The organism is Paracoccus sp. SSJ (genome assembly GCF_030234105.1).
In the GTDB taxonomy this organism is placed as follows: Bacteria; Pseudomonadota; Alphaproteobacteria; order Rhodobacterales; family Rhodobacteraceae; genus Paracoccus; species Paracoccus denitrificans.
Window position 1 is genome coordinate 43,090 of the sequence record NZ_JASSPE010000017.1, and the last position, 14,282, is coordinate 57,371.

Here is a 14,282-nt window from a genome sequence, read left to right on the forward strand (position 1 = left end):
ATGGATGACATGATTGACGACGTGCCCGCAGATCGTGGGCTTGCGCAGCCATGGCTGGACCGCATCGCCAAGGCCGAGGCGGCGCTAAAGGAATGGCAGAGCGCGGCAGACAATATCGACAAGCAGTATGGCGAGTTGTCCCGGCTGCGCAGCATGGCGCGTGACCGTGAATTTGCACTGTTCTGGTCGAATATCCAGGTCATGGGGCCGAGCATCTACGCCCGCCCGCCCGTGCCCGTGGTCACGCCGAAATTCAAGGATCGTCGTCCGTTGTATCGCACGGCGTCTGAGTTCCTGGAACGGGCCTGCGTCGTGGCGTTCGATCTGGCCGATATTGATGATGCGATGATCAGCTTGCGCGACGATCTGGCGATTGTCGGTCGTGGTGCGGGGTGGTTGCGGTTCGAGAGCGACGATGATGCGGATCGGATCTGCATCGAGCATCTGGACCGCAAGGATTTTCTGCACGATCCGGCGCGAAAATGGGCTGACGTGGATTGGGTCGCTCGTCGCGCGTGGCTGACCAAGGAGGAAATGCGCAAGCGGTTCGGCCCCGCTGCTGATGAGGTCGACTATACCGGACCCCTGCGCGATGATCGTGGCCGTTACGCCAAGAAGGATACCGTTGATCGCTGCGGCGTCTGGGAAATCTGGTGCAAGTCAGCGGAAAAGGTCGTCTGGGTAACGGATGGCTCAGAGAAGGTCCTGGACGAACAGGAACCGCATTTGAAGCTGGATTGCTTCTGGCCGTGTCCGAAGCCGGTCTATGCCACGATCCAGCGTCGGACGCTGATCCCGATCCCGGATATGCTGCAATACAAGGACCAGTTGGAGGAAATCAACAGCCTCACCCGGCGCATTCACACGCTGGCCGAGGCCATCAAGATGCGCGGGTTTTACTCTGGCGGCGGCGATGTGGGCGATGCCATCACGCGCGCGATGAAGATGCATGACGACGAACAGGTTTTGATCCCGGTTCCGAATCTGGCGTCCCTGTCGACGGGCGGCAGCGATCCTATCATCTGGATGCCGCTTGATATGCTGGCAAGCACCATTACCGGGCTGATCGAACTGCGCCGGCAGGTGATTGACGACGTTTACCAGATCATCGGCCTGTCCGACATCATGCGCGGTGCGACCGAAGCGGATGAGACGCTGGGCGCTCAGCGCCTCAAGCAGCAGAACGGAAGTTACCGGGTTCGCGACAAGCAGAACGAGTTGATCCGCTGGGCGCGCGATGCCGTTCGGATCGCGGCCGAAATCATGGCCGAGGAATTCGACAAGTCCACGCTGGTCGACATGGCGCAGATGGACCTGCCCACCGATTCGGACGTGAAAAAGCAGATCAAGCAGATCGAGGATCAGGCCAAGGCTGTCGTGGCACAGGCCCAGCAGGCCGCGCTATCCGGTCAGGCCGATCCGCAGCAGATCGAACAGCAGGCGCAGCAGCAATTACAGGCTTTCGAGGCCGAAATTGCCAAGGCGCAGGAGCAAGTCACCATCGACCAAGTGACGGAGTTCCTGAAAGACGAAAAGCTTCGCCCCTATGTTCTGGATATCGAGACGGATTCGACCGTCTATCCTGACGAGCAAGCTGAGAAATCCAGCCGCGCGGAGTTTATGCAGGCGTTCAGCGGATCGATGGCAGCCCTGCAGCCGATGTTTGCCATGGGTCCAGAGGCTATCGCGGTGGCGGGCGCGGTGTTTAAGTTTGCATTGGCGCCGTATCGCGTCGGCCGTGAGCTTGAGGGGCTGATTGACGATTTCGTTGATCAGGGGCCGCAGATCGCTGAACGCATGGCTGCACAAGAGGGCGAAGGCGAGGATGAAGGCTTGGCGGCTGCCCAGATGGAGCTTGCCAAGGCCGAAATGGCGAAGGTGCAGAGCCAGACCGAGGCCAATCAGGCGAATGCTCAACTCAAGATGCAGGAACTGCAACTCAAGGCTGCCGAGGCGCAGGCCAAGACCGAACAGGACCAGCAGAAATTCGCCCTCGAACTGGAAAAGACTCGCGGCACCATCGGAGAAACCGCCGCGCGCGTCGAGAAGATCTATGCCGAAATCCAGAAGCTTGGCGTCGACGCCGACAACCAGACCCGCCAGCAGGACCGTGAGGATGTGAAGCTGGTCGCGGACGTTCAGGCGCGCCAGACCGATCAAGCCATGGCCGCGCAGGATCGACAGACGGACGCCGAGTTCCGCGCTCGCGGCGAGGATCGGGCCGACAGGCAACAGGAATTTGCAGAGCGGCAACCGCCGAAACCAACCACAGGAGGCCGAAATGGCTGATGCAAGACGACTGGCCGCGCTTGGCACGGCTTCCCCGCTCGCGCGGGAACTGGCGAAACAGATCGGCTCGGAAGGCGCTGGTTCGTCGGATGAAATCACGGTGCCCGCCATCACTGCGGACAACTTCACCTTCGCGGGCGGCACGCTGACCGAAGCGTTGCAAGCCCTTGCGGACGCTATCCCGGCAGCGTGATGACTGACGGGTGGTTTCGCAACGAGCGCGGCAATCTCATCAAGCGCTGGTCGACGCCGACAGCCCCGCCGAAACGCGGGGCTTTTCCTTGCCCTCGGATCGTAAGCGATACGATGGACCCGACCGAACACGTCGACGGGAAATTTTACGACAGCAAGTCGAAGTTCCGCGAAGTGACCAAGGCTCATGGTTGCATCGAGGTCGGTAACGACCCGGCACGGCTGCGGCCGATCCAGAAGCCGAAACCCGACGCGATGGCGCGCAAGGAGGCCGTGCAGAAGGCAATTGCCAAAGCCGGCCTGTAACACGAACTCCCTCATACGGAAATCCCATGGCAGATGAAGTTCTGAACGACGCCGCCCCGGAAGCGGTGCAATCCGACACGCTTGTTGAACAGCCCGATGCGCCGCGAGCGCAGGAGGTAAAGCCGCAGGCAGAGGAGCCGAAGCCCGAGCCGAAGGCCAAGAACCCCACCGAGGCGCGAGCCGATGCGGTCAAGAAGGCCATCGACAAGGCGACGAAGGAACCTGATCCTGAGCCCAAGGCAGAGGAAAAGCCCGAGCCGAAAGAGCCTGCGGCAGAACGCGCCCCGGACGGCAAGTTCACGGCTCGCAAGGTCGAGGGCGGTGATGACTTGGACGAGCCGGCCAAGCCCAAGGTCACGGCTTACAAGGACGCTCCGCAGCGGTTTGACGATGCGGCAAAGGCCGAATGGGAAACTGTGCCGGAAAGCGTTCGCGGCGCCGTGCATCGCACGATCAAGGAAAACGAACAGGGAATCGAGAAATACCGCGCCGCTGCGGAGTCCTACGAGCCCCTGCGGCAGTTCGATGAGATGGCGAAAGCCAGCGGAAACACCTTGGTCGGCGCCGTCCAGAAGATGGTAGAAATCGAGGCGGCCTTTGCACGCAACCCCGTCGAAGGGTTCATGCGGGTAGGGCAGGCGCTTGGGATCGATGTTCGGGCGGTCGCCGCCCAGATCGCCGGCCAGACGCCCCAGCAGGTCAATGACCACGCCGTTCGGATGCAGATGGCCGACATGCAGCGTCAGAATGCGCAGCTACAGCAGCAGTTGGTCCAGCAGCAACAGGCCGCGCAGCTACAGCAGCAGCAGGCCGCCGCGCTGACCGAATGGCAGCAGTTTCAAGCAGCAAACCCCCAAGCCGCCGAGATGGAAGCGGAGATGGCGGATTTCCTGCGCAAATATCCTGCGAGCGAAGGCGTTTCGCTCCGGGATCGGCTGGAAGATGCATTCGCATTCGCCGCAGCCAAACACCCGAAAGCCGCTCATACCGGCGACGACCCCGCCTTGGCTCAGACCCAAGCGCCCCGAACCGCAAACCCCGCTGGGCAGAAGTCCATCACCGGGGCTGCGCGCGACGAGGCGTCCTCACCCAAACAGAAACGCAGCCGTAGCGAAGCCATCAAGCAAGCGATGCGCGCGCACGGCGCTTTATAGGACATGACAGATGGCAGTCGTAACTGATCGTCAATACCGTCAGATCCTTTCCACGGCCCTCGCGGAGCGATCCTCGGGGATTGAGGACTTGGTGTCTGACTCCAACCCCCTGTTCAACGTGATCCGCCGCAAGGGTCGGATGCGTTCGTTCTCGGGGCCAGAAATCCGCCAAACCCTGCAAATCAACAAGCAGGAAGCGCAATGGGCGCGCGGCTATGATTTCCTGCAGAACCCGCCCATTGAACTCTGGAACGACGCGGTATGGACCCCGAAAGCGGTCTATGTCCCGGTCTCTCTGACCGGGCAGGAAATCCGCGCCAACCAGGGTGCCAATCAGGTGTTCGATATCGTGGACGGCACGCTTGAAGCGGCAGAGAACGCCCTTGTTGACGCCTTTGACGAGGCGCTGCATGGCGACGGCACCGCAGACGGCGGCAAGGCCATCATCGGTCTTGGCGGCGCTGTGCCGATCATCACCAATACCGGCATCTATGGCGGTATCAACCGCGCCAACGTTGCGATGTGGCGGACTTCGACCTTCGACGCCGATACGGATTTCCCGGATATCGGCACGCAGGTCGACGCCACCACCATCCGCCCGATGATTTCCCGCATCATGTCGCAGCGTTCGCGGGGCAATCGCGCCGCCGACCTGCTTATCATGTCGGAGGAACATTATTGGGCGTATGACGCTGCAACCACCTCGATCCAGCGCATCGCGCGCGAGGACAGCCTTGCGGCCATGGGATTCTCGTCCATCGAGTATGTCGGCGGCGGCAAGCGCGCGGAAATCGTGCTGGCCTCGGGGCTGAACAGCAACATGCCGTCGAATACCACCTACGGCCTGGAATCCCGGTCGCTGGCGTTGCGGTATCGCGAGGGCTTCAACTTCGCAACGCTGTTCGATGGCGACGGGCAGATGCCCATCAACCAGGACGCGATTGCGCAGTTCATCGGATGGGAGGGCGAACTGACGCTGACCAATCCGCTGTTCACCTGGCGCTTCATCGACAGCGATCCCCTGACCTAACCGGCGCCGGCCTACGGGCCGGGCCCTCTCTCACAGGAGGCCAACATGGCAGAACCTTTCCGCATCACGCCGTCGCTTGGGCCGGATCTGACCCAGACCGAGGCGGACTACTATTGGGATACGATTGCGCCCGATGTTGCCGAGCCCAGCTATCAACTCGGCTCGAAAGTCATCGGCAACGATGGTCATGAGTATGTCCACGTCACCGCCGCCGCAGGCCTTGCTGCGGATGCTCGCGTGAACATCGATGAATCCACCTGGGTCGCCACGGCGAACGGCAGCGGCACGCACCAAGCGGTCGTGGCGGTCGCGTCCGGCGATGCGTTCCAGGCGCGCAAATTCACCCTCTGACAATGATCGGGGCGGCTTCGGTCGCCCCATCCTTGCACCCTCTCAGACAGGACAAGTCATGCAACAGAATGACGCCCTTGTGGTGCCGTTTTTCAAAACGGTCGCCATCGAAGATGCTATCGCCAGCAAGCGCGAAGGCCGACCGATCTTCAAGGATCAGGAAGTGGTCGAGATTCGGATTGCGGGCGAGCGGAATTTCTCTCCGGTCTATCCGGCCCATTCCATGTGGAAACGCGTGGAAGGCGAGGAATTGACCTATGCCGCCCGCTGGCCGGAAGCCTACGCCCGGTTCAAGCAGGGGCAGGAACAGGTCGCCCACGGCACGCCGCTATCGGAACTGCCGTTCCTGACCGAAGCGCGCCGGCAGGAGCTTCGCATGCTCAAGGTCTATACCGCCGAGGCACTGGCTTCGCTTGACGGCAAGAACCTGAGCAACCTCGGACCCCAAGGGCGCGAGATGAAGGATCAGGCTACGGCATATCTCGAACGTGCGCGCGGCGTGGCGCAGGATATCGCCCTCAAGGCCGAGGTTGAAGGACTGAAAGCCAAGCTGGCCGAGGTTACGGCGCAGAAGGCGCCCGAGCCGGACCAGGACGAGCGTGAGGCGCTCAAGGCCCAGATCGCGGACAAGACCGGGGCGCGCCCGCGCGGCAATCCCTCGGTTGAAACCCTCCGCAGCATGCTGGCTGACCTGGAGGCGTGATCATGATTTTCGACGCCATCAAAGCCGCCGTTCTCCGTGCCGAAGGCGCGACCATTCAGGAGGCTTTTTCCTCGAGCAATCAGGTCGCCATCGAAATGGCGGATCTGGCTAACGAGGTGGCGTCGGATATCGCGGCGAGCCATGATTGGCGCGCTCTGACCAAGATACACAGTCTGGCGGGCGGGTCGGAATCCTATCCCTTGCCCGCCGACTACGATCGCATGGTGCTGGCTTCCGAGGTTGACGACGGCGCCAGTTGGTTCTGGGGCTATCAACCGTTCGAGAGCGTCAACGACTGGATGCGCTACAAGAGCGGGACATACCCCATCCAGTCGCCGGGCGGATGGATCATCCTTGGCGGCGAGATGCACTTTTACCCCGCCGCCCGTGATCAGGCGCAGTTTCCGTATATCTCGAACCGGTGGGCGCGGTCGGAAGCGGGGGCGCCCAAGGCCAGATTCACGGCCGATGATGACGAGTTCGTCCTGCCGGAGCGATTGATGACGCTGGGGCTCATCTGGCGCTGGAAAGCGCAGAAGGGGCTCGAATACGCCGAGGACATGGCAACCTATGAACTGGCGCTTGCTCAAGCGCAGACCCGTGACCGTGGCGCCCATGTCCTCCGCTCGAATCGTCCCGTCAATTATCGCGGGGCAGGGCTCGCTTATACGGGCCGCGCTTTCCCATGAGGACTCCGACTGCACGGCGCAAGCCGCAGAAGGTGGAAACGGCCAATTTTCCGGCTCCGGTGGGCGGATGGATCGCTAACCGCTCCCTTGCCATTGGCCGCGACCCGAAACTGCCGCCCGGCGCTGCTGTTCTGGACAACTTCTTTCCCACGTCGACCGGGGTTATCCTGCGTCGCGGCGCTGAAAAGCGATACAGCATCGGCTCGGGTCCGGTCCTGTCGATGTTCCGCTATGTCTCCGGGGCTCAGTCGGAACTGTTTGCATCTGTTGGCGGCGAGATTTTCAACGTCTCCACGTCCTCTCCGGCATCCGTATATTCGGACGGCACCAACGGAAACTGGCATGTGCAGCAGATCACGACCAGCGGCGGGACATTCCTGATCGGGGTGAACGGGGTTGACGAGCCGTGGATCTATGACGGCACCGACTTCATGTCCGCTTCCGATTTTGGATCGGGAATCACGTTCCCCAGCGGCGTAACGCTTTCGGCTTCCGACCTGTCCTATGTCTGGCTCTATGCCAGCCGCCTCTGGTTCGTTCAGAAGGACAGCCTTTCGGCGTGGTATCTGCCGGTTGACGTGGTTGTCGGAGAGTTGGAGGAAATGCCTCTGGGTGGCGTGTTCACCCGTGGGGGTTCCTTGGTCTGGGGCCAGTCATGGTCCCTGACCAGCGGCGGCTCTGGCGGCCTGTCTGATCAATGCGTGTTCGTTTCGACCGAAGGCGAAGTTCTGGCGTATCAGGGCATCGATCCGGGTGCGGCCGCTGACTGGAACAAGGCCGGGCAGTATCGCATCGGTGAACCGATGGGGGCAAAAGGCTTCGTCCGCGCGGGTGGCGATCTCCTGATTGCTACCTCCGTTGGTCTGGTCAGCCTAGCAGAGGCGTCGAAACGCGATTATGCGGCGCTCGGGTCGACCGCAGCCAGCTATCCGATTGAGGAAGCCTGGACCGAGGCCGTCAGCCTGCGCGGCATGGTCGACTGGCGATGCATGATCTGGCCCGAGGGCAAGATGGTGATCGTGTCGCCGCCGAGTGGCGTAAACTACAGCCCGGTATGCCTTGTGGCAAACAGCAATACCGGGGCGTGGTGCCGGTTCACGACCTGGGACATTGCGTCCATGGAGGTTTTCAACGGTCAGCTTCATTTCGGGGACCGGGATGGCAATGTCTGGATCGGAAACATAACCGGGGCAGACGATGGCGCTCCTTATACCGGGGTTTGCATACCACTGTTCGAGGATCTGGGCAGCCCGGCATCGCGGAAGATTGCCCGGAACGCCTCGGCTACCAAGCGGTCTCGATACAAGGCCGTCGAGAAACTGACGGCGGTATTCGACTTTGAAAAGAACCCCGGCCCCGCGCCGGATGCTTACCTGACCGATCAGTCGTCCACTTGGGGCAGCGGCATCTGGGGCGCGGCTCTGTGGGGTGATAGCGCGGGCGAGATTGTCACCGGGCGGTGGGTATCGCTCGGCGGGTCGGGGCGGGACGTATCGGTCGCATTTCAGGTGACGAGCGGGGATATCACGCCGACCGATGTGGAACTGATCCGGCTGGTTGCGACATTTGAAATCTGCGGGATCGTCTCGTGATCGTCACCGATGATCGGGTCGGTCAGTTCGTCGCGGAACGCACCGGCTCATTCATCTATCCGCCGTTCACCTTCCTCGGGATCGAGAGGGGCGGTGAGATTGTCGCCGGAGCCGTGTTCAATTGCTTCACGGGGGCCTCGGTAGAGGTGACGGTAGCGGGCAAGGGCTGGGACCGGGCGTTTTTCCGCGCAGTTGGCGACTACGTGTTTCGCCAGATGGAATGCAGCCGGATGGGGTTCACCACCGAACAAGAGGCGGTTGCCCGACTGGCCGAACGTCTCGGCGGTGTCCGGGAGGGCGTCATGCGCAGCTACTTCGGTCCCGGACGGGATGGAATCGTGATCGGCGTGCTGGCCGACGAATACAAGTTCAGGAGTTGATCCGGTGAAAACACCCAAGGCACCCGATCCATACGATACCGCCCAAGCCCAGATGGGCGCGAACATCGGCACGGCTGCGGCCAACATGTCGATGAACACGACCAACCAATATGGGCCGTGGGGCAGCGTGGAATACGCCCAGAGCGGAACTGTCTCCATCATGGGGCCGGACGGCAAGCCTATCGAGGTGCCGCGCTACACGCAGACGACCACGCTATCCCCGGAGCAACAGGGCATCTATGACGCCGGCACCGCAGCGCAAGGCAACCTAGCCAACCTCGCGAAGCAGCTTTCCGGCTCGCTCGGAGGCTCGCTAGGCCAGCCTCTGGACACGTCCGGGCTGCCCGCCCTGCAAGGCGACTTCGGGTCGAACTACAACCAGACCTTCAACGGCGATCTTGGTCTGACAACCAGCTATGCCGGGGCTGACGATTTCAGCGCCGACAGGCAGCGGTATGAGGATGCGCTGTGGGAACGCACGGCGGGCGACAGGTCGTCGCAGGAGGCCAATCTACGGGCCACGCTGGCGAACAAGGGCATCAAGGAAGGCACTGCCGCTTGGAATTCCGAGATGGAGCGGCTGACGCGCCAGAACACCGATGCGCGCCTGGCAACGCTTCTGGCGGGCGGGCAGGAACAGCAGCGCATGGTCGAGATGGCCCGGCAGGCCGCGCAATTCGGCAATGATGCGCTCACCCAGCAGGGTCTTTTCGGCCTCGGGGCCCAGCAGGCGCAGAATGCGGCAGCGGCAGGGGAGGCGGCCTTTGGCAACCAGTCCCGGGCACAGGGCATGCAGGAACTGTTCGACACGCGCAATCAGCCGATCAACGAGTTGAACGCGCTGCTTACGTCCTCGCAGGTGCAGGCCCCGAGCTATGCCGCCACGCCGAAAGTCGAGGTCGGGGGCACCGATTTGACTGGGATGATCAACGATAACTATCAGGCTCGCCTGCAAGCATCGAGCGGAGGGATGGGCGGGCTTTTCGGCCTAGCCGGAACCTTGGGCATGGGCGCGATGAAATATGGGTTGCTATCAGATCGGCGCCTGAAAACCGATGTTCAGCGGGTCGGGACCACTGATGGCGGCGTTCCGATCTACACCTACCGCTATGTCTGGGGCGGCCCGGTCCACATGGGCGTGATGGCGCAAGACGTGCCGGAAGCCGCATTCGAGGCGGAAGGCGGCTTCCTTGCGGTCGACTATTCGAAGGTGGCATAATGGCACTCACTCCCTTCTTTTGGGGCCGGAACGGTCAGAAGCTCACGCCTGAGCAGGTTGCGCGTGAGCGCGAAGCCGCGTCTGTCATGGCGAAGGGGGCTGTTGACTTTTCGCCGGTCGGCCATTGGTCTCAGGGCCTCGGTCGCGTTGTTCAGGGGCTCATGGCCGGCTATGACATGAGGAACGCTGACCGCGCCGAGCAAGAGGGCCTTGCTGCGGCTAGGGAAAAGGTCCGGTCTAATCCCGCCCTGTCTGGATACTTCGGCGGATCGCCTGTTGCAGCGGCGCTGGCTGAAGCCTCGCCTGATGCGAGCGCCCCGCCAGCTTCTCCGGTCGTGTCTGCCATGATGCCGCAACAGCAACAGCCGCAATTCGCCCCCGATGGGTCGATCATCCGCCAGGGCCTTGTCGAGCGCGGGTTGCCCGAGCATATCGCGGATGCGTTCATTCTGAATTTTCAGGACGAGAGCGGGCTGAACCCCGGCATCAACGAGCAAAATCCCATCGTTCCCGGCTCGCGCGGCGGCTTCGGACTGGCCCAATGGACCGGCCCTCGTCGCCGCCAGCTTGAGGCATTCGCAGCGCAGCGCGGGACGCCGGTTTCGGATATGAACACGCAGCTTGATTTCCTGATGACCGAGTTGCAGGGGCCGGAAAGCCGCGCGGCTCAGTCGATCCTGTCGGCACAGGACACGCCGACCGCGGCGGCTGCCATCGTCAACAACTTCCTGCGCCCCGCCGAGGAACACCGAGCGCGCCGTGAGGCGGCGTATTTGGGTGGCGCAGCGCCGTCCTTTAGCGGGGGTCAACAGGCGCAATCAACGAACATCCCTGCCTTGGTGGAGGCGTTGAGTGACCCTTGGGTGAAGCAAGAATACGGCCCCGTCATCCAAGCCCTGATGGGTCAGGAGATGCAGCGGCAGAATGCGGCCTATGAGCAGCAGTTGCGGCAGCTGGACCCGATGTATCAGGCGCAGTTGGCGAAGTCGCAGTTTGAGTTGGACGCCATGCGAAATCCCGCACCTGCCGCGCCGGTATTTGAGGGCGGTCAGTGGTGGGACGTTTCCGGGGGGCAACCTCAGCCACTCACGGATAGGGCGATTGATCCAACCACGTTGATGCAGAACCTTGAGGCGGCGGGCATCATGCCTGGAACGCCCGAATATGCTCAGGCCATTGTCGATGCTGTGACCAAGCCGCAGGTTGCCTTGGACAATCGGACGAACCCCGCGCCGCCATCGGGATACAGGAACGTGTATGACGAGGCGGGGAACTTGGTTAGCCAGGAGGTGATTCCCGGTGGCCCGGAAGATAAGAGCCAGCAGCAGGGGCTCAAGCAGGGCATGGCGGATACGGCAGGGGATACGGTCGTCACCGCCGCAGACCGCGCATTGCAGGCCGCGCAAAGCCGCGCTCTTGGTAGCTTTGGGCAAGGCATTGTTGGCAATCTTCCTTGGACTGACTCAGCAGAAGTGCAGAGACAGACAGACGTTCTCAAAGCTATGGCGTCGTCTGAGAACATCAATGCTATGCGTCAGGCTTCGCCCACCGGAGGCGCGCTCGGAAACGCTTCTGATGCTGACCTGAAAATCTTGCGCGATAAATCCGGCGCCCTTGACCCGTCATCGCCGCATTTCGAGCGCGATCTGGCCGACTATACCCGAACCTTGCTGCGGACCATTCACGGCCCCGATGCGGGTGACCAGATTTTCCGTCAGACGTGGAAGGGCCAAATGTCGCAATCGTCCACTTCCACGCAAGGCCAGCCTGTTCGCCGCCGATGGACGCCCGATGGAGGCTTGCAATGATCGAAATCGAAGCCCCGGACGGCAGCATCATCGAATTCCCCGATGGGACCGATGATGCTACCATTGATCAAGTGATGCGCGATAACTTCGCATCGCAACCGGCGCCGGTTGCAGCCCCGTATGAAGCCCCTCCGGTGATCGCCACAACGCCAGACGGCGGCAAGGTATATCGCATGTCGGACGGCAGCCTGTCGTTTTCCAGCCCCGGCATGTCGACCAACGATCAGGCAGCCATCGCGCAGATCATGAAAGGCGCCACGCCAGCAGAGGCTTCGCTGTATGGGAGTGTCGACACTGGCGGCGGTCTGGGTTCGGCGGCTCGCTCGGCATTTCAGGGCCTCACCTTCGGCGCGGGTGATGAGATTGTCGCCGCAGGTTCAAGCCTGTTTGGACCGAACAGCTATGAGACTGAACTGGCGCGTGAGCGGGCGCGGCTGGATCGCGGTCGCGATGAGCGCCCCATATCGTCGGCTGCATCCGAGATTGTCGGCGCTCTGACTCTGCCGGTCGGAATGGCGTCTCAGGCGGGCAGCCTTCCGGCGCGCATGGCGAAGTCGGCCGGAGTCACCGGGGCGTTGTCGGGGGCCTATGGCTTCCTGGCTGGTGAGGGTGGGGCAAAGGAAAGAGCCAATGATGCAATTGGAGCGGGTGGGCTTGGGGCGATAATCGGTGCCGGAATCCCTGCGCTGGGTTCCATGGCTCAGAAGGGTATGGATCGCTATGCCGCCTCGCGCGCCGCGCGCCAGATCGCGCGAAACGCCCCATCCACAGAGGAACTGAAAGCTGCGGGACGCGCCGCCTACAAGGCCATTGACGATGCTGGCGTGGTGGTGAAACCCGGCGAGTTCAGCGGCGTCGTATCCGCGCTGGTGGACGATATGAAGGCTGGCGGGATGCGCCAGGGCGTCGGGCGCGAACTGGCGCCGAAATCCGCCGCGCTGGCCGATACCCTGACCGATGTTGCCACCGATCCGCGATTGCAAGGCGGCGTCCCGTTCAGCGAAATCGACACGCTGCGCAAGATTGCCGGTGCCCCTGCCTCCGATCTGGCAAACCCGCTGGAAAGCGCGCTTGGCTCTACCGCCATCGGTGGTCTGGACGATTTCATTACCAACCTGCGTCCCGATCAGGTCGTTGCCGGTAACGCTGACGAACTGCCCAAGATGCTGCAAACCGCGCGCGACATTTGGGGTAAGATGAAGCGCAGCCAGATGATTGATGATGCCATTGAGAACAGCCAGAATTATCTCTCTGGCGGGTCGAGCGGAATCAAGAACCAATTTGCGCGCATCCTGCGTAACCCGAGGTTGGCGCGGAGTTTCTCGGAATCGGAAAAGACGATGATGCGGCGAGTGGTGAACGGAAGCGCCCCCGAGCGCATCCTGAACCTGTTCAGCGGCGGCATCGGGCAGCTTGCCACCATTCTCGGGGGCGCGCAGACGGCAGGGGCGGTTGGCGGCCTTGCTGGTGCTGGAATTGCAGCGGGCTCGCGGCGGGCTGCCGAAGCCTTGTCGATGCGTAATGCAGAAGTAGTCCGGGCGCTGATCGCAAACGGTGGGCTGCCTGATGTTCCTCGCCTTGGTTCGCAGGTCAGCCCGCTTATTGAAGCCCTAATGCAGCGAGGAACGGCAGCCTCGCTCCCGCGCTAATGAATGCCAGCAGCATGAAGGCCAGAGGCAGCAATAGCCCCATAAACACCAATCCCGGTATCTGCTTCTCGTCCTTGTATCTCGCCGCCCGGCTCATCGACCAGATGAACGCTGCTGTCAGGATGTTGCCGAGGAAAACGCCGGCCGCTACGAAGGTGATGATGTCCATTGTCGCAATATAGCGCAGATCATGGGCAGGGGAAGGCGATGTTCAATGCCCCTCGGGTTAAACCTGCTGCCGAGATATGACGAGCGGCCGGGAATGCATCAATGTGCTTGCATACCGTGTCTGTGATTTGCCTGAGTGTTGCCCCGTGGGGAATGCAGAACTCGGGCTTCTCGCCCGGCCTGGTGCCTATAAAATTGAAGGTGTCGACTACGCCGGAAACGTATGAATATGCAGACGGCCTGGAGGCTTCACACCATTCTAGGATCTTGTTCCCATCGTAGAACATCATCTGCCCCCATGCCGGCCCTGCCAGCGCCAACCCTACCGCAAGAACGCCCCACCGCATCACTTCCTCTCCGTTTTCGCCAGTTCCTCGGCCAAGATCCTAGCCACTTCTGAGGCGAATTCGTTCACTTCCGGGCTTCTGGGACGCATCCCGAACAGACCGCCTCCGGGCGCAGGGGTTCGCATCAAATCGTCGCGCTCAAGGCTTTCGGTCAGCCGGGCCACGATTTCCGCGTTCATGGAGCGGTTCGTTTCGTCCAGCGCAATATTGAGCTTCTCGTGAAGTTCACGAGGAAGCCTGAGTGTAATGCGCGCCCAATCGTCTTGCTTAGCCATGCTGCGGCCCTAGCACCAAATTAGGGTCTCGTCACCCGATTCCTTGTTGACACTGAAATAGGGTCACACTAGTTTGGTGTCGTGAAAGGAGAAGCTATGAACGCAGAAGTGCGCATGACAGTCCGGCTCC

Annotated in this window: 16 protein-coding genes; 13 read left to right on the plus strand and 3 right to left on the minus strand. The window is 61.8% G+C overall.

Annotated features, from left to right (window positions below; translation table 11 throughout):
* Positions 1-9 precede the first annotated feature (9 nt).
* The 13 genes from QPR87_RS17365 to QPR87_RS17425 are packed head-to-tail and all read left to right on the plus strand — an operon-like array spanning position 10 to position 13,362.
* Complete coding sequence (locus tag QPR87_RS17365) at positions 10-2,289, plus strand: hypothetical protein (RefSeq protein ID WP_285050597.1); 2,280 nt, start codon at positions 10-12, stop codon at positions 2,287-2,289.
* Positions 2,282-2,482, plus strand: coding sequence for a hypothetical protein (locus tag QPR87_RS17370; protein WP_285050598.1), 201 nt, complete (start codon positions 2,282-2,284; stop codon positions 2,480-2,482). The genes QPR87_RS17365 and QPR87_RS17370 overlap by 8 nt, the downstream gene beginning before the upstream one ends.
* The gene (locus QPR87_RS17375) at positions 2,482-2,787 is read left to right on the plus strand and encodes a hypothetical protein (protein WP_285050599.1); all 306 of its coding nucleotides are present in this window, start codon (positions 2,482-2,484) and stop codon (positions 2,785-2,787) included. Before QPR87_RS17370 ends, QPR87_RS17375 begins: the two co-directional genes overlap by 1 nt.
* Before the next feature lie 26 nt (positions 2,788-2,813).
* On the plus strand, positions 2,814-3,941 hold the full coding sequence (locus tag QPR87_RS17380; RefSeq protein WP_285050600.1) for a hypothetical protein: 1,128 nt from the start codon (positions 2,814-2,816) through the stop codon (positions 3,939-3,941).
* Between the two features lie 10 nt (positions 3,942-3,951).
* The gene (locus tag QPR87_RS17385) at positions 3,952-4,971 is read left to right on the plus strand and encodes a phage major capsid protein (RefSeq protein WP_285050601.1); all 1,020 of its coding nucleotides are present in this window, start codon (positions 3,952-3,954) and stop codon (positions 4,969-4,971) included.
* A 45-nt stretch (positions 4,972-5,016) separates the two neighbouring features.
* Entirely contained in the window at positions 5,017-5,322 is a 306-nt protein-coding gene (locus QPR87_RS17390) for a hypothetical protein (protein ID WP_285050602.1), read from the plus strand.
* Positions 5,323-5,380: 58 nt separating this feature from the next.
* On the plus strand, positions 5,381-6,025 hold the full coding sequence (locus tag QPR87_RS17395) for a hypothetical protein (RefSeq protein WP_285050603.1): 645 nt from the start codon (positions 5,381-5,383) through the stop codon (positions 6,023-6,025).
* A 2-nt stretch (positions 6,026-6,027) separates the two neighbouring features.
* Entirely contained in the window at positions 6,028-6,714 is a 687-nt protein-coding gene (locus QPR87_RS17400; RefSeq protein WP_285050604.1) for a phage adaptor protein, read from the plus strand.
* Between the two features lie 32 nt (positions 6,715-6,746).
* Positions 6,747-8,306, plus strand: coding sequence for a hypothetical protein (locus QPR87_RS17405; RefSeq protein ID WP_285050605.1), 1,560 nt, complete (start codon positions 6,747-6,749; stop codon positions 8,304-8,306).
* Positions 8,303-8,686, plus strand: a complete 384-nt coding sequence (locus QPR87_RS17410) for a GNAT family N-acetyltransferase (protein ID WP_285050606.1) — start codon at positions 8,303-8,305, stop codon at positions 8,684-8,686. The genes QPR87_RS17405 and QPR87_RS17410 overlap by 4 nt, the downstream gene beginning before the upstream one ends.
* Before the next feature lie 4 nt (positions 8,687-8,690).
* Entirely contained in the window at positions 8,691-9,905 is a 1,215-nt protein-coding gene (locus QPR87_RS17415) for a tail fiber domain-containing protein (protein ID WP_285050607.1), read from the plus strand.
* Positions 9,905-11,713 carry a phage tail tip lysozyme gene (locus tag QPR87_RS17420; protein WP_285050608.1) on the plus strand — a complete coding sequence of 603 codons (1,809 nt, stop codon included), beginning with the start codon at positions 9,905-9,907 and terminating at the stop codon, positions 11,711-11,713. The genes QPR87_RS17415 and QPR87_RS17420 overlap by 1 nt, the downstream gene beginning before the upstream one ends.
* Positions 11,710-13,362 (plus strand): hypothetical protein, encoded by a 1,653-nt coding sequence (locus QPR87_RS17425; RefSeq protein ID WP_285050609.1) that lies wholly within the window; start codon positions 11,710-11,712, stop codon positions 13,360-13,362. The genes QPR87_RS17420 and QPR87_RS17425 overlap by 4 nt, the downstream gene beginning before the upstream one ends.
* Here the strand turns inward: QPR87_RS17425 and QPR87_RS17430 are convergent.
* Genes QPR87_RS17430 through QPR87_RS17435 form a run of 3 tightly spaced genes read right to left on the minus strand, consistent with a single transcriptional unit; the run spans position 13,313 to position 14,152 of the window.
* Entirely contained in the window at positions 13,313-13,531 is a 219-nt protein-coding gene (locus QPR87_RS17430) for a hypothetical protein (protein ID WP_285050610.1), read from the minus strand. The genes QPR87_RS17425 and QPR87_RS17430 overlap by 50 nt on opposite strands.
* A gap of 19 nt (positions 13,532-13,550) precedes the next feature.
* A complete protein-coding gene (locus tag QPR87_RS23670) occupies positions 13,551-13,877 on the minus strand; it encodes a Rap1a/Tai family immunity protein (protein WP_350310461.1) in 327 nt (108 codons plus the stop codon).
* Entirely contained in the window at positions 13,877-14,152 is a 276-nt protein-coding gene (locus QPR87_RS17435) for an Arc family DNA-binding protein (RefSeq protein ID WP_285050611.1), read from the minus strand. The genes QPR87_RS23670 and QPR87_RS17435 overlap by 1 nt, the downstream gene beginning before the upstream one ends.
* Positions 14,153-14,282: the final 130 nt, after the last annotated feature.

What these genes read in the sequence shown, in the direction of transcription:
- QPR87_RS17365 (WP_285050597.1), top strand. Translation starts at nt 10, where the DNA reads ATGATTGACGACGTGCCCGCAGATCGTGGGCTTGCGCAGCCATGGCTG.
- QPR87_RS17370 (WP_285050598.1), top strand. Translation starts at nt 2,282, where the DNA reads ATGGCTGATGCAAGACGACTGGCCGCGCTTGGCACGGCTTCCCCGCTC.
- QPR87_RS17375 (WP_285050599.1), top strand. Translation starts at nt 2,482, where the DNA reads ATGACTGACGGGTGGTTTCGCAACGAGCGCGGCAATCTCATCAAGCGC.
- QPR87_RS17380 (WP_285050600.1), top strand. Translation starts at nt 2,814, where the DNA reads ATGGCAGATGAAGTTCTGAACGACGCCGCCCCGGAAGCGGTGCAATCC.
- QPR87_RS17385 (WP_285050601.1), top strand. Translation starts at nt 3,952, where the DNA reads ATGGCAGTCGTAACTGATCGTCAATACCGTCAGATCCTTTCCACGGCC.
- QPR87_RS17390 (WP_285050602.1), top strand. Translation starts at nt 5,017, where the DNA reads ATGGCAGAACCTTTCCGCATCACGCCGTCGCTTGGGCCGGATCTGACC.
- QPR87_RS17395 (WP_285050603.1), top strand. Translation starts at nt 5,381, where the DNA reads ATGCAACAGAATGACGCCCTTGTGGTGCCGTTTTTCAAAACGGTCGCC.
- QPR87_RS17400 (WP_285050604.1), top strand. Translation starts at nt 6,028, where the DNA reads ATGATTTTCGACGCCATCAAAGCCGCCGTTCTCCGTGCCGAAGGCGCG.
- QPR87_RS17420 (WP_285050608.1), top strand. Translation starts at nt 9,905, where the DNA reads ATGGCACTCACTCCCTTCTTTTGGGGCCGGAACGGTCAGAAGCTCACG.
- QPR87_RS17425 (WP_285050609.1), top strand. Translation starts at nt 11,710, where the DNA reads ATGATCGAAATCGAAGCCCCGGACGGCAGCATCATCGAATTCCCCGAT.
- QPR87_RS17430 (WP_285050610.1), bottom strand. Translation starts at nt 13,531, where the DNA reads ATGGACATCATCACCTTCGTAGCGGCCGGCGTTTTCCTCGGCAACATC.
- QPR87_RS23670 (WP_350310461.1), bottom strand. Translation starts at nt 13,877, where the DNA reads ATGCGGTGGGGCGTTCTTGCGGTAGGGTTGGCGCTGGCAGGGCCGGCA.
- QPR87_RS17435 (WP_285050611.1), bottom strand. Translation starts at nt 14,152, where the DNA reads ATGGCTAAGCAAGACGATTGGGCGCGCATTACACTCAGGCTTCCTCGT.